17 protein-coding genes, 1 tRNA gene and 4 pseudogenes are annotated in these 22,676 nt (G+C 35.0%); 16 read left to right on the forward strand and 6 right to left on the reverse strand.

Features of this window, described 5'->3' with window-relative positions:
• Positions 1–104: 104 nt before the first annotated feature.
• Entirely contained in the window at positions 105–368 is a 264-nt protein-coding gene (locus AAGD89_RS05935) for a hypothetical protein (RefSeq protein WP_341808132.1), read from the forward strand.
• Between the two features lie 296 nt (positions 369–664).
• Here the strand turns inward: AAGD89_RS05935 and ppdK are convergent, their stop codons facing one another.
• The gene (ppdK, locus tag AAGD89_RS05940) at positions 665–3,358 is read right to left on the reverse strand and encodes a pyruvate, phosphate dikinase (protein WP_341808937.1); all 2,694 of its coding nucleotides are present in this window, start codon (positions 3,356–3,358) and stop codon (positions 665–667) included.
• Positions 3,359–3,545: 187 nt separating this feature from the next.
• On the opposite strand from ppdK, the gene AAGD89_RS05945 reads away from it, so the two are divergent.
• The 10 genes from AAGD89_RS05945 to AAGD89_RS05990 all read left to right on the forward strand — a co-directional run bounded on the left by AAGD89_RS05945 (position 3,546) and on the right by AAGD89_RS05990 (position 12,311).
• A complete protein-coding gene (locus AAGD89_RS05945; RefSeq protein WP_341808133.1) occupies positions 3,546–4,025 on the forward strand; it encodes a hypothetical protein in 480 nt (159 codons plus the stop codon).
• Positions 4,026–4,237: 212 nt separating this feature from the next.
• Positions 4,238–4,936: a bifunctional demethylmenaquinone methyltransferase/2-methoxy-6-polyprenyl-1,4-benzoquinol methylase UbiE gene (ubiE, locus tag AAGD89_RS05950; protein WP_341808134.1), complete on the forward strand. Its 699-nt coding sequence runs from the start codon at positions 4,238–4,240 to the stop codon at positions 4,934–4,936.
• On the forward strand, positions 4,933–6,060 hold the full coding sequence (locus AAGD89_RS05955) for an FtsW/RodA/SpoVE family cell cycle protein (RefSeq protein WP_341808135.1): 1,128 nt from the start codon (positions 4,933–4,935) through the stop codon (positions 6,058–6,060). The genes ubiE and AAGD89_RS05955 overlap by 4 nt, the downstream gene beginning before the upstream one ends.
• A gap of 171 nt (positions 6,061–6,231) precedes the next feature.
• Positions 6,232–7,398, forward strand: coding sequence for a multidrug effflux MFS transporter (locus tag AAGD89_RS05960; RefSeq protein WP_341808136.1), 1,167 nt, complete (start codon positions 6,232–6,234; stop codon positions 7,396–7,398).
• A 74-nt stretch (positions 7,399–7,472) separates the two neighbouring features.
• Positions 7,473–8,396 carry a DnaJ domain-containing protein gene (locus AAGD89_RS05965; protein WP_341808137.1) on the forward strand — a complete coding sequence of 308 codons (924 nt, stop codon included), beginning with the start codon at positions 7,473–7,475 and terminating at the stop codon, positions 8,394–8,396.
• 30 nt (positions 8,397–8,426) lie between these two features.
• Complete coding sequence (locus AAGD89_RS05970; RefSeq protein WP_341808138.1) at positions 8,427–8,849, forward strand: hypothetical protein; 423 nt, start codon at positions 8,427–8,429, stop codon at positions 8,847–8,849.
• Between the two features lie 6 nt (positions 8,850–8,855).
• Complete coding sequence (locus AAGD89_RS05975; RefSeq protein WP_341808139.1) at positions 8,856–9,293, forward strand: hypothetical protein; 438 nt, start codon at positions 8,856–8,858, stop codon at positions 9,291–9,293.
• A 534-nt stretch (positions 9,294–9,827) separates the two neighbouring features.
• On the forward strand, positions 9,828–11,078 hold the full coding sequence (gene ltrA / locus AAGD89_RS05980; protein ID WP_341807935.1) for a group II intron reverse transcriptase/maturase: 1,251 nt from the start codon (positions 9,828–9,830) through the stop codon (positions 11,076–11,078).
• Positions 11,079–11,157: 79 nt separating this feature from the next.
• Positions 11,158–12,039 carry a hypothetical protein gene (locus tag AAGD89_RS05985; RefSeq protein ID WP_341808140.1) on the forward strand — a complete coding sequence of 294 codons (882 nt, stop codon included), beginning with the start codon at positions 11,158–11,160 and terminating at the stop codon, positions 12,037–12,039.
• 182 nt (positions 12,040–12,221) lie between these two features.
• A tRNA-Ser gene (locus AAGD89_RS05990) sits at positions 12,222–12,311 on the forward strand.
• 122 nt (positions 12,312–12,433) lie between these two features.
• Here AAGD89_RS05990 and AAGD89_RS05995 read toward each other — a convergent pair.
• Positions 12,434–12,584, reverse strand: a pseudogene (locus AAGD89_RS05995) (IS5/IS1182 family transposase); the annotation flags it as partial.
• 197 nt (positions 12,585–12,781) lie between these two features.
• Between AAGD89_RS05995 and AAGD89_RS06000 the strand changes: the two are divergent.
• Positions 12,782–13,614 (forward strand): annotated as a pseudogene (locus AAGD89_RS06000) (transposase family protein).
• A gap of 35 nt (positions 13,615–13,649) precedes the next feature.
• On the opposite strand, the gene AAGD89_RS06005 reads toward AAGD89_RS06000, so the two are convergent.
• Positions 13,650–13,850: a hypothetical protein gene (locus AAGD89_RS06005; protein WP_341808141.1), complete on the reverse strand. Its 201-nt coding sequence runs from the start codon at positions 13,848–13,850 to the stop codon at positions 13,650–13,652.
• Positions 13,851–14,036: 186 nt separating this feature from the next.
• Here AAGD89_RS06005 and AAGD89_RS06010 point away from each other — a divergent pair, with 186 nt between their 5' ends.
• Entirely contained in the window at positions 14,037–15,536 is a 1,500-nt protein-coding gene (locus tag AAGD89_RS06010) for a hypothetical protein (protein ID WP_341808142.1), read from the forward strand.
• 212 nt (positions 15,537–15,748) lie between these two features.
• Here AAGD89_RS06010 and AAGD89_RS06015 read toward each other — a convergent pair.
• The 3 genes and pseudogenes from AAGD89_RS06015 to AAGD89_RS06025 form a co-directional block, all read right to left on the reverse strand.
• Positions 15,749–17,035 (reverse strand): annotated as a pseudogene (locus AAGD89_RS06015) (IS4 family transposase).
• Between the two features lie 256 nt (positions 17,036–17,291).
• Positions 17,292–18,125, reverse strand: a pseudogene (locus tag AAGD89_RS06020) (transposase).
• A 99-nt stretch (positions 18,126–18,224) separates the two neighbouring features.
• Positions 18,225–18,614 (reverse strand): hypothetical protein, encoded by a 390-nt coding sequence (locus AAGD89_RS06025; protein WP_341808143.1) that lies wholly within the window; start codon positions 18,612–18,614, stop codon positions 18,225–18,227.
• Positions 18,615–19,004: 390 nt separating this feature from the next.
• Here AAGD89_RS06025 and uvrB point away from each other — a divergent pair, with 390 nt between their 5' ends.
• The 3 genes from uvrB (at position 19,005) to AAGD89_RS06040 (ending at position 22,665) form a co-directional block, all read left to right on the forward strand.
• A complete protein-coding gene (gene uvrB, locus AAGD89_RS06030) occupies positions 19,005–20,936 on the forward strand; it encodes an excinuclease ABC subunit UvrB (protein WP_341808144.1) in 1,932 nt (643 codons plus the stop codon).
• 124 nt (positions 20,937–21,060) lie between these two features.
• A complete protein-coding gene (locus AAGD89_RS06035) occupies positions 21,061–22,356 on the forward strand; it encodes a hypothetical protein (RefSeq protein WP_341808145.1) in 1,296 nt (431 codons plus the stop codon).
• A gap of 93 nt (positions 22,357–22,449) precedes the next feature.
• Positions 22,450–22,665, forward strand: a complete 216-nt coding sequence (locus AAGD89_RS06040; RefSeq protein ID WP_341808146.1) for a hypothetical protein — start codon at positions 22,450–22,452, stop codon at positions 22,663–22,665.
• The last annotated feature ends 11 nt before the right edge of the window (positions 22,666–22,676 follow it).

Below are 22,676 nucleotides of genomic sequence, written 5' to 3' on the forward strand. Positions count from 1 at the left end.
CTTTTACATTTCTGACTTATGCTATTATTTTCGGTGAGATAGACATTGCTCAGGCTATTTTAGATATTGAAAATCAAAATATCCTTAAAACACTCCTTGAGGAAATGTCAACGTTACAATTTCCCACTTACGCACACAAATTGACAGCATTGAGTTTGGCTGAGCAGAAGGACTATACAGTCCTTGCTGAGAAAATCAAAGCAAAAATGGAAGAGTTAGGGATTCCAGACAAAGAAGATGAATTGATAAAAAGTGATAATGGAGATGAAAGCTTCTATGAGTATATATTATCAAACAACTTGCGCATGGAAGTTCTTTATAGAGATGGTGAAGCTGCATTGGTAGTTGCTGTTGCGTTTATGTCCTGAACTATTTCAGAATTAAGTAAGTAATCGTAAGAACTGTCCATATTGTCTGATGATGCAGGAAACGTGAATAGAGAAAAGGCTAAAACAATCGCTATTACCGTCCACAAAACGTAGTCAATTACAGCCGCTACAGCACGTCTTGCAATTCCCACATAATTTACTTTAGCATCCATATCCCCTCCATATATGATTACCTAATGTATCATATCAATAATTAAATAATCGTAAAATTGATTGCTTATATCTCTCTGTTGTTTAAATTAACATTAAATCGTTTATGATTAGGAAATTTATGTCTAATGTTTTTTAGGCTTAACACTGAATTGTGCTGCAACTAATTTTGCAATTGGTACTCTATAAGGTGAGCATGAAACATAATTCAAACCTGATTCAATAAAGAATTTTATAGATTCTGGATCCGCACCATGCTCTCCACATATACCAAGTTTAATTTCTTTGCGGGTTTTTCTACCTCTTTCAATAGCTATTTTGATTAATTCTCCTACCCCTTCAATGTCCAGAACTTCAAATGGGTCATTTTCAAATATGTTGTTTTCCTTGTAGGAATCAAGAAAATTAACTGAATCATCCCTTGAGAGCCCCATGGTGGTTTGCGTCAAATCGTTAGTACCAAAACTAAAAAACTCTGCATGTTTTGCTAACTTATCAGCAATTAATGCTGCTCGTGGAAGTTCTATCATCGTTCCAATTGAGTAAGTCTTATCTGCATACCCCCTATCTGGTGTCATTCCAGCGCGTGACGCTGGAATCTGTATTTGGATCCCAGTTTGAATGATAGAAGCCTCTTTTTCCGCCAACTCACATATCAAGACAAATTCTTTTTCGCTCATTATGAAAGGAATCATGATTTCAGGTTTTATTTTCACATTTTTTTCCTTTTTTAGCTCATCTGCAGCACTGAGTATTGCTCTGATCTGCATGCTGTATATTTCAGGATGAGAAATAGCAAGCCTGCAGCCTCGATGACCAAGCATTGGATTTTTTTCTGATAACTGTGCTATTTTACTTTCCACTGACTCAACTGACTTATTCAGCGATTTGGCAATTTTTTCTATAGTAGATTGATTATTAGGCAAAAACTCATGTAATGGGGGATCAAGCAAGCGTATGGTTACTTCCATTCCCTCCATGATAGAAAATATTTCTTTGAAATCGGACTTCTGCATCTCTTCCAATTTACTAAGTGCACTTGTTCTTTCATTTTCATCATCAGCTATTATCAATTTCTGAATGAATTCAATTCTGTCACTCGCAAAAAACATATGTTCTGTGCGGCATAAACCTATACCCTCTGCACCAAATTCTTTGGCAATTTTTGCATCTTTTGGAGTATCAGCATTTGCTCTAACTTTGATTGTTTTGATCTCATCTATCCAACTCATCACTGTTTTAAATTCATTCGACAACTGAGGCAAAACTGTAGGCAAAATGCCGAGCATAACCTCCCCCGTACCGCCGTTGATGGTAATTGGATCACCTTTATTTACTTTTGTTTCTCCAAGTAGAAAAAAAGTTCCATTCTTATCTATAGAAAGTCCACTTACACTGCAAATACATGGCTTACCCATTCCTCTTGTCACAACAGCAGCATGTGATGTCATCCCTCCTCTTGCTGTTACTATACCATTTGCAGCATTCATCCCATTAATGTCCTCAGGGCTAGTTTCTGATCTCACTAAAATTACTTTTTTGCCCTGCTCTGCAGCTTTTTCAGCATCACTTGCACTAAACACTACATATCCAGAAGCAACTCCTGGGGAAGCAGGAAGCCCTTTCCCTATTACTTTTTGATCACTTTTAATATCAAGAATTGGATGCAATAAATTATCAAAAATTTTTGGGTCAATTCTCAGTATTCCTTCCTCTTTTGTGATTGTTCCATCATTTACCATATCAACTACTATGCGAATAGTGGCCTCAGCTGTACGCTTACCAGATCTAGTCTGCAAAATCCATAATTTACCGTCCTGAACAGTAAATTCAATATCCTGCATATCTTGATAGTGCCCTTCAAGTTTTTCACATATCTCGCGTAGCTCTTTATAAACACCAGGCATTAATTTTTCCATAGTATTTTTTTGATCCCCATCAATTTGCATAGGGGTATACACGCCAGAAACCACATCTTCACCTTGAGCATTGACCAAAAACTCACCGAAACACTTTTTTTCTCCAGTTGAAGGGTTACGTGTAAATATCACGCCAGTTGCAGAATTATTGTTTAAATTACCAAAAACCATTGCTTGCACGTTCACTGCAGTTCTAAGGTCTTCAGAAATATTATGTATTCTTCTATAGGAAATGGCTCTATCGTTTTTCCAAGATGCAAACACTGCATTTACCGAGCTTAATAACTGCTCCTCAACATTCTGAGGAAAATGCTTCTCCGTTTTTTCATGTACTATTTTTTTAAAATCTCCAACTATTTTTTTTAAAACGTCAACATCAAGCTCAGCTAAGCTTTTTACTCCATTTTTTCGTTGCTCATTTTCAATAACACTTTGAAATAAATTGTGGCTCAGTTGTAACACAACATTGGAATACATAGTAATAAAGCGGCAGTAGCTATCGTAAGCAAAGCGTTCACCACCTTTTTTTGCAAGCCCAACGACAGTTTCATCATTTAGACCAACATTTAAAATAGTGTCAAGCATACCAGGCATTGAGTTGATACTACCAGAGCGTATGGAAACTAACAAAGGATTAGTTGAGTCCCCAAATTTACAACCGATGTCACTTTCAAGCATTGTCATGTAATTTTTGATTTCATTACATAGGCTACTTGGCAATTCATTACCTTGGTAGTAAACCTTACAAGCAGAAGTAGAAATTGTGAAACCAGGAGGAACAGGAATACCAACGTTACACATTTCTGCTAAATTCGCCCCTTTTCCTCCAAGCAGATTTTTCATTTCTGCATTGCCTTCACATCTGCTCTTGCTAAAGTAATATACTAATTTTTGTTCCATTGTTTTTGGCTCTTTATTAACAAACATACTGTACGGTTTCGGTGTTATCAATAGACCTTTTTAGGATAATTAACTTTATAAAGTGTGACAACAATATCTTAAGACAACAGGGCCTACGTATGAAAAAATATTGATATTTTACGATATTTGTGATAAAATAGTAGCTAAAGGTTTAGAATGAAAAGTTATGGGTCCAGACACAGGAATGTTACAAGCTATGGATCAACATCAAGAATCTGCTGGAGAAAAAAGCGGTTTCGGACTTGGCCATAGTGATTCCATTGCAACAATTACAGAAGGATTAAAGTGGTTTTTTACTTTTTTTGAAGGGGCAATCGCTGCTTATAATAATGTGTTTGAAGGTTTGATAAGTGGTGCTAGTTTGGTAACATTATTTGGAAAGTCAGGTAATATGTTTGGCATAAAAATTTTTGAGGCGCTAGCAGAATTTTTCTCAGGTGGGGAAGGAGGAGCTCCTCAGGATGATGGCGGTGAAGGACATGATTCAGGTAACTTTCCACATTTAAATGATCAGATGGGTCATGATTTTGATAATTTTGGTGGTGGAACGCATCATGATCAAGATTACCATCAAGGCCAATCTTTTGATCCAGGTTCTTCACCATCTGTTAGCGGTGATCATGATGGACCAGCGCTTGGGGGCTGATTCTAGACTCAGTAAACAAAACAACTTCAGTTATGTGTTGAAAATCAATAGTAATTTTAATTTAAAAATTGACGAGAAAATCAGAAGCTTAACAGATTTCAATGGCATGAATACCGCTTTTGCAGGACATGTATAAAGGTAGAAAGTGGTTTTATGCGAAAAATAGCCCTAAAATGCTTGCAGAATATGTAAAAAATATCCAGAGGGATAGTATGGATAAATCGCAGTTAGTTAAAGAGGTATTTGATTCCGTAGCAAATCATTATGACATAATGAATGACATAATGAGTTTAGGTATGCATAGGCTTTGGAAAGATAAAATGGTAAATAGTGTTCATTTTGTCAAAAATTCTAAGGTTTTAGACGTTGCAGGTGGAACTGGAGATATCGCAATAAGAATCGCAAAAAAAGATCCTAGCATTAAGATTACAGTGTGCGATATAAATCAAAATATGCTGAATAAAGGACGTGATAAATGTATAAATTCAAACCAGCTGACCTTCAATTGGGTGTGTGCAAGTGCTGAGAGTTTGCCATTTGAAGATGCTGAATTTGATTATTGCACCATAGCTTTTGGTATTCGAAATGTTTCTGATCGAAAAAAAGCTCTGAGCGCAATACATAGAGTATTAAAACCAAATGGGAAATTTATTTGCTTAGAATTTGCTCCTATGCACTATCAAAATAAGGCATTTACTAAAATTTATGACCTATATTCATTCAAAGTAATCCCCAAAATTGGCAGCGTAATTGCTAAAGATCAAAGTTCATATGAATACCTAGTAAAAAGTATAAGGGAGTTTCCAACACAAGTTGATTTTAAAAAAGAAATTGAAGATGTTGGTTTTAAAAATGTTGAGTTTCGTAATATGAGTTACGGAATAGTAGCATTACATACCGGAACAAAATGAATATTAAACATTGGTATAGGACGTTAGACTATTATCTGATTATACCAGTGTTTTTTTTGCTAACCATAAGCTTTATTCTTGTTTATTCAGCAAGTCCAGCAATAGCGCAGCGTCTTTCTTTACCACAGGATTATTTTATAAAACGCCACATAGTCTATATAGCTCTATCACTGGCTGCTCTAATAACATTTTCTTTTCTCAATATAAAGGCCATACTTAATCTATCATTCATGAGTTTCGTTTTATTTATCGTTCTAATGGTGATTGTAATAACACTTGGTGCAGAAGCAAAAGGCGCGAAAAGATGGCTATATATTTTCAAAATGTCGATTCAACCATCTGAATTTATGAGGCCATTTTTTTCTGTCGTTATAGCCAGTAGCTTAGCCAGCCAAATAAAGTTTAAAGTACATATATCAATTATAATATTTCTGTTAGTTTTTGTATTATTGCTTTTACAGCCTGACTTTAGCATGTCTATGCTCTTGACATATTCTTGGATGTGTCAGATGTTTATTGCATGCATTCCATTTGTATATTTTATATGCATAGGAGGAATAGTAACAACCGGTATCGCAGGTGCTTATTTTTATCTTCCACACGTAAAGCAAAGAATTTACAACTTTCTCTTTTTCACGCAGCGTGATAATTTTCAAGTCATAAAATCACTGGAAGCATTTAAAAGAGGTCAATTAACAGGAGTGGGACCAGGTGAAGGCAACATAAAAATGCTCCTTCCTGATTGTCATACAGATTTTGTATTTTCTGTTTTAGCAGAAGAGTTTGGCTTAATTACGTGTTTAATTGCATTAATACTCTTTGGCATCATTGCAATGCGGCTCCTTTATGTTGCATATAGGGAAAGTGTACTATTTAATCTACTTGTGATTCTTGGTATATCAATTCAATTTATTACACAATTTATAATGAACATAGGGGTGACACTAAGTGTTTTCCCTACAACCGGTATAACCCTACCTTTACTTAGTTATGGCGGATCATCTCTACTCTCTTCAAGTATTGCACTTGGCATAATGCTGTCTTTTAGCAGGAATCAATCTACTCAATTAAGTTTTCGAGAGCGTATCATTTTTAACTCCAACTCTGAATTAGAGAAAACTTAAACTGGTAGGGAGAATAGAGTAACTGTATAGTCCCGGAATATGATATATGAGAAATGACCATCAGAAGGAGAAGTTGTGAGACTATACATTGCTGAAGACCTTAGGGATTATCTGTTTGTCATCGCTCAAAAGCCATAGTATAATAATAAACATTATATAACAAAATTTTCAGTGCTATTACCCTTTCTATTAATTCTATCTCTAATTGCTAAATTTATTGAAATTGACATTTCCGTACCTAGTTTTCCTGATATAGTTCGCTATTTTAACGTACCGGAAGGGACGATTCAATTAACTATTGCTTACAATTTTTTAGGCTTTTGCATTGGCGGACTGTTTTTTGGTCCATTGTCCGAATGCTACGGCAGAAGAAAAATGATGATTATAGGTAGTACCTTGCTGCTAATCGGTGCTATTGGTTGCGTATTTGCACCGTCGGTTTTTTGGCTTGTAATTGCTCGTTTTATTCAAGGTATTGGTGCAAGCGCATCTGTAGTTGCGTTTGCCATAGTTGCAGATAGTTATCAAGGTGACAAAGCAGTAAAGTTTATAGGTATTATGAATGCAACTTTAACTGTAGTAATGGCAATTGCACCTGTTTTAGGAAGCTTTATTAATGAAGCTGTAGGATGGCGTGGTAATTATGCAACTGTTGCAGTAATTTGTTTGATCTCTTGGATTTCACTACTTTTAGCGCTCCCAGAAACAAAAAAAGACCGCACGGCTTTCAGTTTAAAAAAAATGATGCAAGATTACAAAAAATTATTATCTAGCTCAAAATTCGTTGCACTGTCCTTAATATCAAGTCTCTTTACTTCTGCATATATGTCATTCATTACTTGTGGACCATTTTTATATATGGAAACTTTTGGGTTGCCAAGCAAAATTTATGCACTACATCAAGGTTTGATTGTAGGCTCTTTTTCTCTAACTAGCTTATTCTCTGGTAAAATCCTACAAAAACTTGGAGCAAGATGGTGCGTAATTAATGGTACAATTGTTATCGTTATTGGCGCTCTACTACTTACAATACTAAGTGTATTTACACCTTATTCTCCTTACTTGATAACACTATCTATGATAATTTTTTCTACTGGTGCTGCAATCTGCCAGGCAATAGTTTTTAATGTATCAGTGAATGTTTTTCCTGAAATTAAGGGTACGGCCTCATCTGCGATATCATGTATAAGATCTTTTATAATGGCTATTTTTATAGGCTTAACAAGTTATGTCTACAATGGCCAAGTAATCAGTGTATCTCTTCTTGTTTTATCTGCAGTAATATTAGAACTTATTTTCACTGTATATTTATTACGGTCACCTGAAAGTTTTGAGTAAGTAATTTTTAATATATTGATTAAATACAGTTTTAATGTATAATTTAATCAGTGAATTGAGGTTGGGGTATAGGTGTGAGTGGCGATTCCTATGAATTATTAGAAGTAGATAGAAGCTCCACTATAGAAGAGATAAGAAAAAAGTATTATGAATTAAAGTGGTCATATGATTGCCGAAAAGAACTGGGAAAACTAGAAAAAGATAAAGAAGATGAGTTTAATAATATCACAAAAGCATATCATGAGTTATCAACTAATGAACACCATTTGATACTTAGTGGATATCCCATTGCTTTAGCAATTAATAGCACTGATGAATCATTAACAGAAGAAGAGATTGAAGATATATTACAGAAAAATGATACAGCACTACAAGAATTGCAGGATCAAGAGGAAAAAGAAGTAGAAGAGAAATTTAAGAAACTTGACTTGAAATTTCAAGAAATGAAAGATCAGCAAGAATATGAAGCAATGGAGAAACAACTTAAGAAAGCAGATGTATTATTATCAACCGTAAAAAATAAAGAGCGCAACGAATCAAGAAAGGCAGAAATTAGACAAATAAAGGAAAGAATCAAAGAATTGAAAGAAGCAATCAAATTATTTAAATTGCTAGATAAAGGATTTATATTGTGGGAAGAAAGGACTAAGTTGCTAGAAACAAAAACAGAATTATCAGAGCAATTGAGTGATCTAAAAACACGCATTGAATTAAAAGCTTCATACAAAAAAATGTCTGACATTTTTATGGCAGCTACTGGGGTATTTATTATTGTTGATTCAATAATAGCAGTATTGTTTTCAATGAATTTAGTAAGCTTAGAAATAATGCTACTTTCAACTATAGCATCCACTGCTGTATCTCTAATTTGTGTAGGTTTTGCTATTCATTATAATAATCAAGCGTTCACAGAAGTAGATACTGAGTTGTTAAATAGTACTGATCAATTGAATATAGAGAAGTTTAGCCAAAATAAAGAAAATTCACTTTGCAGTTGAAAAATAATTTTTCTGCTGCATTATATTGTTATGAATAACATTACAACAAAGCAAGTAATATCCTTCATCCTGAAAATGCTGCATCCATTCAAGTGGCAAGTTATTCTCATGTGTTTTATCCCGTTATTTTGGGCAATTGACCACTCTTTTAGTCCTTATATGATAAAAATTATTGTGGATCGAATTGCTGTAGCGCCTGCTGAAAATATGCTTGAACATTTGACTACTCCTGCTGCGCTTTATGTTTTGATATTGTTTTGTATGGTGTGCATTCATAGGCTATATGAGTATCTTGTTGATATTTCACTGGTTCCAAATCTCCATAAAAAAATTAATGACTCAAGTTTTGAGGTGCTGCTTGGCAAAAGTCATCATTATTATCAAAATAATTTCGCAGGCAGTCTTGCAAATAAGATAAACAATCTGGTAGATAACATTCCTGAAATAATATAAATTGTTGTGGAAATATTCCTTCATCAAGCCTTTGCTCTTAGTATCGCTATTTATGCACTATGGACAGTAAATTCTAGCTTTGCAATCGCAATGCTTACTTGGGCTGCATTGTTTATAATTTTATCTCTTACTTTTTTGAAAAGGTTAGTACACCTTTCAACTACTTTTTCAGAGTATGGATCAATAATTACAGGTAGAATGGTAGATGTATTTTCTAATATTTTATCAGTAAGATTATTTGCAAGGAATAATACTGAAAGAATATCTCTGAGCACCACTTGTAAAGAAGCCACTTTAATAGAACAGAAGATATGGTGGGTTTACTTTTTGATTTTCTGTGTTTATGGATTTTCATACGTAATTGTGCAAGCGTTTAATTTGTACTTTTTAATCAAAGGTAGACAGCAAGGAACCATAACCGTTGGAGATTTTGGTGTGCCATAGGGACACAAAGAATGTTCTGAAAAGAGCAAACTAAGTGCAAAAGCTACGCAATAGATGAGGGTGGGCCCCTCGAAGCCGGTTTACAAGAGCAGGCTTCAAACAACCATAAGCTGCTTTGGTAAAGAGCCAAGGTAGTGAGCATTATGGAAAAGGCGTAATTATGCGTCATGTATGGAATAGAAAGATGAACGAAAGTGAACCACTGATGAAGTGTCGAAAACAATTAGGTGGCGTCAAAACCAGGGGGTCTTGATTAACCTGGGATAAGTCTATCAGGAACTTGTTTACTGGGTAGATGGCGTCCGGCATAGAGGTGGCATGAATCTATTTCAGGCTATTGTGTGGAACTACGGGAACCTGTCGTTTCGATGATAAGGGAGAAATCCAAGGAGCTAAACTCCAAGGGTGAGAGTACCGATACGGAAAACAGGGGCGGATCAGCTCGTAGTAGTGAAGAAGTTTCTGTAATGGGAATGGAGCGAAGGGGCTGAGTTATTCAGTTTTAGTTATTTGTCAACCGAAAGGGAGGAGTAAATGAATAAAACAAAGTCTTTTGATATACCGAAGCAACTTATTAGGAGAGCTTATAAACAAGTGTCCAAAAACAAGGGTGCTGCTGGTGTAGATGAGGTTTCGATAACAAAGTTTGAGGAAGATCTAAAAGATAATCTCTATAAACTATGGAATCGGATGTCATCTGGAAGTTATTTTCCAGAGCCTGTAAAAGCTGTAGCAATACCAAAAGGTACGGGAGGGGGACAAAGAATTTTATGTGTTCCTTCAGTATCGGACAGGATAGCGCAGACAGCAGCTACAATGTATCTAGAACCGTTAGTAGAACCGAAGTTTCATGAAGATTCATATGGTTATAGACCAAACAAATCTGCACTGGATGCGGTAGGAACTGCGAGGAAAAGATGCTGGTGGTACGATTGGACGATAGATCTTGATATAGCAGGATTTTTCGACAATTTGGACCACGAGTTGGCATTGCAAGCTATCAAAAGGCACACAGACTGCAAATGGGTCATACTGTATGTTGAAAGATGGATAAAAGCTCCAATTCAGCAAGCAGATGGCGGTAAGGTAGTTAGGGAAAAAGGAGTTCCGCAAGGAGGTTCAACAAGCCCGCTGATCTCAAACATATTTATGCATCATGTATTTGATGAGTGGATGAGACGAAAGTGCCCAACAATAGCATTTGAGAGGTATGTAGATGATGCGATAGTGCACTGCAAGAGTAGTAGGCAGGCAGAATTTATGAGGGTAGCAATAGAAGAAAGATTGGCTGAGTATAAGCTAAAATTACATCCTGAAAAGACACAAATTGTGTACTGCAAGGATGACAATAGGAAAAGTGAATTTCCTAAACAAAGTTTTGATTTTCTGGGTTATACATTTAGACCCAGGTTAGCAAGAAATAAAATAGGAAAGCATTTTGTTTCATTTCTTCCTGCGATTAGCAACAAGGCCAAGAAAAATATTACTACAACCATAAGGTCATGGAAAATACTACGAAATACACACAAAACATCAGAGGAAATATCAAAGATAGTAAATCCAATAGTCAGAGGCTGGTATCAGTACTATGGCAGGTTTTACAGGAAAGAGATATACAAACCTCTGAGAAACATAGAGCGGCACCTAGAAAAGTGGGTCAGAAGAAAGTATAAGAAGCTTCGAAATCATGGAAGACTAGCAAGGCAACTTCTAGGAAAAATGAGGAAAGAAGAGCCAAATACTTTTTACCACTGGACACTTGGTTTAGGGCAAAAGACTGAATAATGGGAGCTGTGTGAGTCGCGAGGTTCATGCACAGTTCTGCGAGAGACTGGTGGGGAAGTTCCACCGGTCTACTCTCCCTTTGAAGGCTGGAATTAGAATAAATTATGCTCAAGGTGGTAAGTGTAGTTTTACAAATTGTGTAACGGAAAAAATTGGTAAACTAGAAGGAGTAAAAGAGAGCGTAAAAATTGTTAGCAGTATCATCTGCCAATTAACATCAAAAGGAGCAGTTTTTGACCAAAATTATCACAAAATAAACGATGCGTTAAAGAAATCAGGAATTTTTGAAGATCATGAAATTAATTTACAAAAAGCCACTAAAGAATTTTCTAAGCATATTAATGAATTTCATAGAATCGTTGAAAGCGCAGTAGTACAAGGTGAACTCAAAAATCTAGAAACAGATAACACTACTTTCTTCATTGAGTGTTCGCCGGATAGTATAGTTGATGTTGCTAAACTTATAAATGGAGCAAAAAGCTTAGTAGAATCCGGTGGTGGTATAGTAAAAATCGGTCAAAATACACTAAAGATCGAAAAAAACAATGGAATAACAAATTATTCTAATCTTTTAGGCAATGGGCGTGTTGTGCTAACACTTAAGGGATTAGAGATCACATTGTATTGTGATGCACAGAATAAAGGCAGGATGATTGTAGAAGTAAGTGATAATGATATGGAGATGATCAATCGATTAAGCGACGAAACAAAAAAAGAAATGTTTGGAAATTACCTGCTCGAAGGGATCCCTCTTTGTAATGCTATTAAACAGGGATATTGTGAAAGATCTGTAGAATTACAATTTTCTGAAACAATTAGTTTCCCTGAAAAAGTCATGAAAAAAGCAAGTGAACTAATAACAAGCTTGGAAGACAGTGGTAGTAATATAGATACACCGACAAATTGGAGAAACAAAATACGCACAGAATCAGGCAAAGGAGCAGCTGTTGTGAAGGGATAAGCTATGGTTGCAAAGTGCTGAAACTTACTATAGCGCCCCTCAATACAAATCTTGTATGCCTAAACAGGCATTATATTCTTATCATTTGCTTTGGAAAGAACTATAGTAGGTTGGTTTCTGAACAAGGTGTTAAAAAGGAAAGCCTTGTTCGGTTGCGCAATTTCCCATATTATAGACAGCATGGAAAGGTGGCTGAGTGGTCTAAAGCACATGCTTGGAAGGCATGCACATATGAAAATATGTCGTGGGTTCAAATCCCACCCTTTCCGCCATATTGCTTCTAGACTTAACTAAGTAGTTAATTTCTCTAACCTACATTTTAATCGAGAAACAATAGGGTGGTTATACTTTTCGCAAATAGATATAGCTCTCTCTAGGCTCTGTGAACAAAATTTTATGAGGGCCATATAAGTGCGTCAACGAAATTCAAAAAGCCCATAAAAACTTCAGCAGTTTTGTCAAAACGAGAGAAGATGCGCCTGAAATGCTTTATTTTACAAAAAAAAACACTCAACCAAATGTCTCTCCTTATAAACGTGCTTGTCATAATCTCTTTGCACTTTTCAATTCCTTTTTGGAGACTTCGCATTTTTTGTCCTCAAGACTAGCCACAAAAGCATTACTATCGTAGCCTTTATCCGCTACTACAACGGAGTTATGGAGATTAGACCCCCTGCGAAAAGGTAGAAAGTAGGTAAAAACGACTAAAAAGCATGTAAAATGAAAATTTTAGAAGAGTAAAATGGCAATAAGTTACGTGAAAATAGCAAAAACACCATATGTTTTTAGACAATTGACAGGGCTCACAACATCTGAATTTGAAAAAATTGTGGCAAAAGTGCGTCCAGAGTGGGAAAAAATGGAGGCGAAAAAGAAATGTCATGGAAGAAAATCGCATGTTGAGGCGCTAGAAGACAGGATTTTATGTGTTCTAATTTATTACAGAACGTACATAACGCATCCATTTTTAGGGTTTTTGTTTAATTTGCACAACTCAAATATTTGCCGACTTTTGAAGAAAATGGAGCCATTATTGGCCAAAAAAATTACTATAAAAAAGGATAGAACGCTGACTCCAGAAAGGATTTTAAAGATTTTGGCAGATGTCACGGAGGAACCGATACAGCGGCCGAAAGACAGCAAAAAACGTAAAAATCTTATTCCAGAAAGAAAAAAATGACCACGATGAAAACCGAAATTGTGATTGAGGGAAATGGGCAAATTTTGTCAGTTTCAAGATCACATCGAGGTCGAATGCATGATTTTCGCATAAGGAAACAGGAAAAATTGTTGCCCAAAGATAGCATAAAATATGCTGATTCTGGGTATCAAGGTTGGCAAAAACTGCAGAAAAACGTTGTGATTCCGTACAAAAAATACCGTAAAAAGCCACTAACGGAGGGGCAAAAGGAGCATAATCGAAAATTGGCATCGTTCAGGATGCGGGTGGAAAATAAGATACGCGAGATAAAAATCTTCAAAATAATGTCAAATGTTTACCGCAATTTTCAGAAGAAATACAACTTGAGATTTAATATTATTGCCGGAATTGTGAATTTGCGGCATGGTTTTTAATAATTTTTGGGCTGGGGATTTCTTACCAGATTTTATCAGCAACTTGCTTCACGTTGTTTCGCAGGGGTCTCTTTTCCTTTTTTTGATGCATACTTAAAATTAGCATCAAGTTCTTCTATTGATTCTTGTGTCAAAGAGGATGAGGATAGAGAAGCAGGGTCAATTGTAGGCATTGTTACTACTGTTCTATCAGAAAATGATACACTATTGGTAGTGGCTTGAATATCAGTAAGCATTTTTATTCCTTGAATTAGTTAATAAGAGTGTTGTTTAAATTAAAAATATTTTTATAATAACTTATAAGTTGTTTAATTCAATAACTATTTACTAGAAATTGATAAAGGATATTTTGAAAGTAGAGTTGGCTGATTTAGTGATAATTACAAAATATGTGTTAATTTATTTAATTAAGTTGAGATTTTATGAAGCAGGATTATAGTGTTTTAATAAAGGACGGACAAGAACATCTTGATAATGGTGATTTCAAAAATGCTATAAAAATAGGTAAAGAACTTGAAAATATGGGCTGTCCAGATGGATATGAAATTCAGGCTGAAGCCTATAGAGAACTTGGTCAGGAAGAAGAAGTAATAAAAATCTTAGAAAAAGGTATTCGAGTATTTCAAGACTCTCCTACGTTTTTGGCAATGCTTGGTGATTTCAAATGTGATCTTGGTCATTATGAAGAAGCTATAGATTGCTATGAGGATGCGCTTAAAGTTAAAAGCTCTGATGATGTTTTTTTATTGTATGTATATTATAACTATGCTCTTACTTTAAATAGAGTCTCTAGAACTGATGAAGCAATATATAAACTAAAATTGATAATTTCTGATCCTGATTTTAAACAAACAGATAGAAGTTTTATTGAATTGTGCTATGGGTTATTGATAGACTCATATAACAAACATCAAAGCTATGATGAAGCAGCTCAGATTTTCAATGATTTTATTGTAAAATATGATGACAATCAACACGGTGAACACCTGCCATATTTGTACTCAAAATTTATGACAACGCTTGTGCATATCGGAAAGATTGATAAAGTCTTAGATCTTTTAGAAAGCTTACCATTTGCAGAGCCAAGACTATATGAAGAGCAAGCTGAAATCTGTGAAGGACTTAATAAGACAGAAGAAGCAGTTAAAATCTTAGAAAAAGGTGTTCAAGTATTTCAAGAATCCTGGAGTTTATGGGAATTATTAGGCAATCATAACTCTGATCTTGGTAATTATGAAAAAGCTATAAATTGCTATGAAAGTGGATTAAATACTGAAAATCCAAATAAGCTGGCTCTTTATTATAATTACGCTAGCGTTTTATCTCGCCTTGGAAAAACAAATGAAGCGCTTGAGAAGTTGGAGCTTATTACTAAAAACACTGATTTTATAGAAGAGAATGTAGGGCTTTTAACACTATGTAACAGCTTGTTAATTCATTTACATAATGAGCTTGAGAATTATGATAGGGCGATTGAAATATTTAACGAATTTGCTACTAAACATCAGGTTGATCAAGACGAGTACCATGAGGAATTGTCGAGTTTGTATTCATCTTTCGCATTTGCATTATGGAAATTAGGATATGTAGATGAGGCATTAGAAGTGTCATTAGAAGCAGTATTTTTCAATAAACATAACATGAATGCTTTGAGTAATCTACGAAGAATTAGAGATAATGGAGATTATAAAAAATCAAAGTACATGCGCATTCTCGTTCATAGCAACAAGCTTCCTAGCAAACAAATCGGAGAAGGTTTTTATGTATCTTATGACGTAGTGGCTGATAATGAAGAAGAAGCATTTCAGTTTATTACAGAGTTTGAACCAAAGAATATAAGAAAAAACATAAAAATTGAAGAAGTAGAAATACTTGAAGTGCCAAAGCAACCAAAAGGGGTATATAGCATTCACTGCCATTAAGTTAAGGAAGGAATGGCTAAAAATTGAACAAAAAAGTTTGTAGTGATTAAGGAGTTATGGCAAATGCTAAAACAAAATAGAGCAAACTTTAAAGTAGATAAACTCTTAGATGTAAATTAGTTAAGAAATAGCTTATTTAAAAGTCATTTTACAGAAGATTTGACAAAAGTTGCTCCAGGAATACTGTCTTTCAGAAATGAGTAGGGTAGTATTCAAAATACGTGTTTTCTAGCCCTTTTTTGGTAATTGAGTGAACGAACATCAGATATCTTATGAAGATCAACTTTCCTCCCCTTCCTTACAACTAAAGTGTTTGTTAAAAATAACTTAGATAATTGCTCCATAACGCAATCCATGTCCGATTCTGTAGAAAAAATATCGAAAGCTAAGTTTTTAATTGCATTAAATGAAACAGATTTATTAATGCTTTTTTCAAGCTTACTATCAGCTAGGTCTGCATTCAATGCCTCTTCTACATCTTCTGTCATAATACTTTCTAGGTTGCTAATAAAAATGGTTGACCAAAAATCCTGCTTAATAGTTTCAACACTTTTACCTGTAAAATTCTCTAAGCCTAACCTTCCTTTGAGTTTAGAAAAAAATGTTTCTATTCCCCAACGTAAGTAGTATAACTCTTCAAATTCCTCAACCTTAAATTGCTGCTCATCTAATAATGATGTAATTAGCACTTCAATTTCACCAGAGGAAAGTATGATTTTAACTAGCCTAAATTCCATTTCATCAGGTAATCCTAGCTTTCTTAGCTGCCTTGCCACTTTAATAGGTGCAGTAGCTACTGCTATTGTACTAGAGGGACTGCCCGGCTTAAACATATCGTTTACTTCACTAAAAGATGAACTTGGACAACGAATTACATAATTAATTTTCCTTTCCGTAAGCTCGGCAATAAATCGATAAGATACATACCCTCTATCACAGATTAGTAAGTCATCTGAACTGAGGCTTTCAAGCATATCGGTTGCTAAATCAACTTCATAACTGTCACCTCTACTTAACACCGATTTTATTGCAATATTATTTAGCACATCATAACAAGCTTCAAAGGTTGCACTTGTATAATCTTCAAACCTCTGAACTCCATTCCATACTGCTCTTAAGCCAAACTACTCTATTACCTCATCACTTTTTGGTAGAATTAATATAGAAGCATCAAATGCAAGTACCCTGAAACCATGGTGAGTTTTAAACTCCTGATCCTGGTAATATAGGGAAACTACATCATCATTAAGTTCTGAAAATGCAGTATACTTTAGCTTCTGTCTTACTTGGGTAAAAGCACTTGCAGTAACTGTATAATCTCTCATCGTGTACAGAATAAATTCATTGAGCATCACTTGTAATGATTTCACACTTTTTCTGAAAATCAAAATGAATACATCAATAAAAGGCAATTTTCTTTTTCGTAGAAAGTCTTTTGGTGATACTTTGTGATCATTTATAAAGTTTAAACTTATCAATTTATTTTTTATGAATTCGATTATTGTTTTTTTTACTCATATTATTTTTCCTTTAAGTTTAGGAATTTTACTTGATTTATTAATATAGTCCATCCTTTTCTCTTAACTTAATGGCAGTGGTAACATACTCCCCCCACCAGACTAAATTATTTCCTCAGTATATTGCTTTTTTACATAAAAACAATACTTTTGTTTCCATATTCATTAGACCCCCTGCGAAACAACGTGAAGCAAGTTGCTGATAAAATCTGGTAAGAAATCCCCAGCCCAAAAATTATTAAAAACTATGCCTCAAATTCACAATTCCTGCTATAATATTAAATCTCATGTTGTATTTCTTCTGAAAATTGCGGTAAACATTTGACATTATTTTGAAGATTTTTATCTCGCGAATCTTATTTTCCACACGCATCCTGAACGATGCCAGCTTCCGATTATGCTCCTTTTGCTCCTCCGTTAGTGGCTTTTTACGGTGTTTTTTGTACGGAATCACAACGTTTTTCTGCAGTTTTTGCCAACCTTGATACCCAGAATCGGCATATTTTATGCTATCTTTGGCCAACAATTTTTCCTGTTTCCTTATGCGAAAATCATGCATTCGACCTCTATACGACTTCGAAATCGACAGAATTTGCCCATTTCCCTCGATCACAATTTCGGTTTTTATTGTGGTTGCTTTCTTTTTTCCGGAATAACTTTTCTTACGTTTTTTGCTGTCTTTCGGCCGCTGTATCGGTTGCTCCGTGACGTCTGCTAAAATTTTTAAAATCCTTTCTGGCGTCAGCGTTCTATCCTTTTTTATAGTAATTTTTTTGGCCAATAATGGCTACATTTTCTTAAAAAGTCGGCAAATATTTGAGTTGTGCAAATTAAACAAAAACCCTAAAAATGGATGCGTTATGTACGTTCTGTAATAAATTAGAACACATAAAATCCTGTCTTCTAGCTCCTCAACATGCGATTTTCTTCCGTGACATTTCTTTTTCGCCTCCATTTTTTCCTACTCTGGACGCACTTTTGCCACAATTTTTTCAAATTCAGATGTTGTGAGCCCTGTCAATTGTCTAAAAATATATGGTGTTCTTGCTATTTTTACGTAACTTATTGCCATCTTCCCTCTCCTAAAACTTTCATTTTACATGCTTTTTAGTCGTTTTTACCTACTTTCTACCTTTTCGCAGGGGGTCTAGTGGACCTTACTCCCCTACAACTACCCTGACAAAGGAGTTGGCCTGCGAAAAAGCTTGGTGGACTTGCCTAAAAAATGTGATGAATGCTTGAATTGCAAGTTTAAAAAGACTAAGGTCACATCTATATGTAAAGGACAGTTTTTTTTAATCCCAGTATTTTTAGAAAGTAAAAAATTTCCTAAAAATACTGCAAACATCTTTGAAAGCCCTACTAAATAGAGCAATCTTTTAAATCTTTCATATTTCCTAATTTTTGTCTTCTCTATATCGAAACCAGAACTTTTTTGATCTTGAAAATACTTTTCAATTTTAAACCTTTTTTTGTATATTTCTCCTGGATTGCCATTTTTTACATTTGTTAATAAAGACCATGTACTTTTTTCTTCTGTTTTTACAAAAAAAATATGCATCCTTTTCCCACCTCTACTTCTTCTTCATTGACTTCAAACCTCGCTTGCCCATCCACCTACACTTTTTTTATATAGTGATAGCCATAAAGTGTACTAGCCATTACACTTATACTACCTTTTCTTGCCACGTGGAGCTTTCCTCTGCGAATTCTGTTCCATAATTTTTGCTCGTTCGTACTCCGCTATTAATCCTTGCATTCCTAGATACATATTAGACTCTGGGCCTGTAGATCAGCTCCAAGTTATACGGTGACAGAGATAGGTTTTTTCATATCTTATTTACACTACCGAATCTATTATAGAAGCGTAGGAACAAACTCGTTACAACTTATCTTAAAAACAATATAATACTTAATATATCAATAAATAAAAACATAGGAGTGTGGACTTATGGAATTCCAACTTACTACAGACTTTCGGCCAGCTGGTGATCAACCACAAGCAATCGATAGTTTAGTTGCAGAGCTGAGTAGTAATAAAAGAGACCAAGTTTTACTTGGAGTCACTGGCTCTGGGAAAACTTTTACTATGGCAAATGTCATAGCAAAAACAAACAGACCTGCTTTAATTATGGCACACAATAAAACGTTAGCAGCACAACTTTATGAAGAAATGAAGGGATTTTTTCCGAGCAATGCTGTGGAATACTTCATTTCCTATTATGATTATTATCAACCAGAAGCTTATTTACCACAAACTGATACCTATATTGAGAAAGATTCTGCGATCAATGAAAGAATTGATATGCTTCGTTATTCTACAGTCTGCTCTCTTCTGGAGCGCAGGGATACAATAGTAGTTGCAAGTGTCTCTTGCATATATGGTCTTGGCTCGCCTGAAAGCTATCTAAGCATGACCATACCTTTAAGTGCAGGGGATAAGATTCGTGTTAATGATTTCTTGAGCAACTTAACTGACTTACAATATAAACGCTCTGATACCATTTTTGAAAGAGGGTATTTTAGAGTGCGTGGCGATATTATTGATATATTTCCCTCCCACTCTGAAACCAAGGCTTGGCGTCTATCATTATTTGGTGATGAAATAGAAGAAATTTTTGAAGTTGATGCTATGACGAGCAACACTATCAAAAGTATAAATAAAATTACTATTTTTCCAAACAGCCATTACGTAACGCCGCGTAATACATTACTGCAAGCGGTTGATTTAATCAAAAAAGAGCTGAATGAACGTTTGGATTATTACTACTCGCAGAATAAGATTGTTGAAGCAAAGCGCCTGGAACAACGCACTAACTTTGATATCGAAATGATGCAAGCAACAGGAACGTGTAAAAGTATTGAAAATTATTCACGTTATCTCTATGGAATGGGAGCTGGAGATCCACCTCCTACTTTATTTCAATATTTACCAAAAGACGTAATTTTATTTGTTGATGAAAGTCACGTTACCGTTCCTCAGATTGGTGCGATGCACAGTGGTAATCAAGCACGTAAAGAAAAATTAATTAATTACGGCTTTAGGCTCCCTTCCGCTTTTGATAATCGTCCGTTAAAATTTGAAGAATGGGAAGAAATGCGTCCACAAACCATTTACATTTCAGCTACCCCTGGAAAGTATGAACTGGCAAAGGTTGATAATATATGTATAGAGAAAGTTATCCGTCCTACAGGTCTTCTGGATCCAGTCTGCATCATAAAACCAATAGAGAGCCAAGTCGACGATGTCATTCATGAAGCACAAGTTACTATAAAGAAAGGATTTTGTGTTTTAATTACAACATTGACAAAAAAAATGGCAGAAAATCTATCTGAATATATGAATGAATTAAATATTAAAGTCAGTTATTTACACTCGGATATCGGTGCACTGGAAAGAATAGATATCATCTGCAAATTAAGGTCTAAAGAGATCGATGTTTTGGTAGGTGTGAACTTACTCAGGGAAGGTTTGGACATTCCTGAATGTGGTTTGGTTGCAATTTTGGATGCTGATAAAGAAGGATTTTTGAGATCAGAAACCTCGCTCATTCAAACGATCGGGCGTGCTGCACGTAATGCCGAGGGCAGAGTAATTCTATATGCGGATAAAATGACTGGCTCTCTGGATCGTGCGCTAAAAGAGACTGAAAGAAGAAGAAAGAAACAGGAGGAATATAACATAATGCATGGTATTATACCAAAAACTATAGTAAAATCTATATCAAATAGGTTGCAAGAGAAAGCAACGAAAGAGCCGGAGGTGAATATTGATAGAAGTAAAAAGGAGTTAGAAAAGCAAATGCAAGAGCATGCTAAAAATTTAGAATTTGAGCAAGCAGCAAAGATAAAAAGTATTATTGAAAAATTAAATAACATATGATATAAGTTATAGAAAGCTTATAAATAAAAATATAACATGATTGTGTTGACATATTCATATTAATGGTTATTAAATATTTTATGCTGTAGAATTAAGTTAATAGATTTTAATAAAGGAAGGGGTAATGACTGAGCAATTTTATAATAATGGTGGTGGCGATAGCTCAATCTTTCAAGCAAAGATTAGAGAGGAAGATTTAGCTGCAGAAGAAAAAATAAATGAGATTATAAAAGCTGCTGACAAACTAGTTAGAGATGCTGTATTACAAAAACAATCTCATGGACAAATAAATCAACAAGTTCAAAGTGAGCTTGATGGCTTATTGGATAGGGTAGAATCATGTATTGAAGAAAGTGATACAGAAAACGACGAGGGAATATTACAGAAAATTTACGAGTGCCTCAAGAATTTCTTTAGTACACTTGGAATATCTGTAAACGAGCCAGGTTTAGAGAATTATTTATTAAAGATAAAAAAAGAAAGAGACAAAAATTGGCTTTTCTCAATAATCAAAGAATTGTGTGATAAACTCCGTAAATTACTTAGCAAAGTTTTTAAGGAAGATTTAAGTTGGGATGAAGCATTAGAGAAAAAAATAAAAGAATTAGAAGAAAAGCTCAAAGCAGGTGGCATGTCTGAAGAAGAGACAAGAGAAGTATTAGGAGAGTTAGGAATGCTGCAAGAGCTGAAGCTCAAATTTCAAATGGCACTTGTATCACTTGTGCTTACAAGTTTTTTTACATTTCTAGAAATTGATTTGAGAGCTGCACAAGCTCAAGAAACCTCTACACAGGAGAACAAAAAAATAGAATCAAAAGAACCAGAAGTAAAACAAGCAAAGGAAAATGCTGAAGGAGGCATAAAAGTATCCGAAGAAAATAAAAAAGAGCTTCAGCCTATAACTCTTTTTAACAATCCAACACGTGACACTAGAGCCCAAAAGTTCAAAGAAAATAAAGAAAAGAAGCCGACCATTCCATTCAAACCAGATCTTGATCTTTTCAACCTTCTGAAAAACCTAAAGCCTGAACTAGAAAAGTTTATTGAACCAAAGCAAGCGGAAGAAAAACTAAAACAAGCTGCAGTTACAGCGCCTACACCTCCGCCTGCCGCACTTCAGCCACCAGCTCCAGCGAAGGCGCCGGAGGTGAGGCCTGTTCAACTCACTCCAGCAAATGCAAGACATTCTCGTAAAGAAAAGACACAAATAGCTAAGCTGACCAGTGCCAATGAAGGGAAAGTAGATAATCTTTGTAACGATTTTTTAACGCAATTTACTTGTGCTGAAGAAAAAATTCCTAATATGAACGAGCAAAATGTTTCCAAAGCTGAATCAATGAACGAAAAAGTTCGATCAGAATTGGGTGAAGTAAACAGAGTTGAACAAGCTATGGATATAAATTGTGGGCGTGTTATGTGAAACGCTTATGTTAAAAAAATATAAATAAGTGCTTGCACTGGTAATTTATTATCAATATACAGAGGGGATAATTTTTTATTAATGGAGGGTAAAATGCCAAACGATCAAGACAAAAAAAATAACAATTCTCAAAATGAGCAAGGCTCATCATCAGGCCGTAAATCGAATATTAGTAGCACATATCATAAATGTAGTGATCCGAGGAGCAAATTTTCAGTGCACTCTGTAGAAGCTAATCGGGAGATTGCAGATGCATGCAGTGGCTATACCAGCAGACCTTGGAATCAGGATAGTGGTAATAGTAAATAATATTGTTTTAC

The sequence above is a fragment of the Wolbachia endosymbiont (group E) of Neria commutata genome (assembly GCF_964026735.1).
In the GTDB taxonomy this organism is placed as follows: domain Bacteria; phylum Pseudomonadota; class Alphaproteobacteria; order Rickettsiales; family Anaplasmataceae; genus Wolbachia.

Coding starts and splice junctions, on each gene's coding strand:
- AAGD89_RS05935 (WP_341808132.1), top strand. CDS start 105: ATGTCAACGTTACAATTTCCCACTTACGCACACAAATTGACAGCATTG.
- ppdK (WP_341808937.1), bottom strand. CDS start 3,358: ATGGAACAAAAATTAGTATATTACTTTAGCAAGAGCAGATGTGAAGGC.
- AAGD89_RS05945 (WP_341808133.1), top strand. CDS start 3,546: ATGGGTCCAGACACAGGAATGTTACAAGCTATGGATCAACATCAAGAA.
- ubiE (WP_341808134.1), top strand. CDS start 4,238: ATGGATAAATCGCAGTTAGTTAAAGAGGTATTTGATTCCGTAGCAAAT.
- AAGD89_RS05955 (WP_341808135.1), top strand. CDS start 4,933: ATGAATATTAAACATTGGTATAGGACGTTAGACTATTATCTGATTATA.
- AAGD89_RS05970 (WP_341808138.1), top strand. CDS start 8,427: ATGAATAACATTACAACAAAGCAAGTAATATCCTTCATCCTGAAAATG.
- ltrA (WP_341807935.1), top strand. CDS start 9,828: ATGAATAAAACAAAGTCTTTTGATATACCGAAGCAACTTATTAGGAGA.
- AAGD89_RS06005 (WP_341808141.1), bottom strand. CDS start 13,850: ATGCTTACTGATATTCAAGCCACTACCAATAGTGTATCATTTTCTGAT.
- AAGD89_RS06010 (WP_341808142.1), top strand. CDS start 14,037: ATGAAGCAGGATTATAGTGTTTTAATAAAGGACGGACAAGAACATCTT.
- AAGD89_RS06025 (WP_341808143.1), bottom strand. CDS start 18,614: ATGCATATTTTTTTTGTAAAAACAGAAGAAAAAAGTACATGGTCTTTA.
- uvrB (WP_341808144.1), top strand. CDS start 19,005: ATGGAATTCCAACTTACTACAGACTTTCGGCCAGCTGGTGATCAACCA.
- AAGD89_RS06035 (WP_341808145.1), top strand. CDS start 21,061: ATGACTGAGCAATTTTATAATAATGGTGGTGGCGATAGCTCAATCTTT.
- AAGD89_RS06040 (WP_341808146.1), top strand. CDS start 22,450: ATGCCAAACGATCAAGACAAAAAAAATAACAATTCTCAAAATGAGCAA.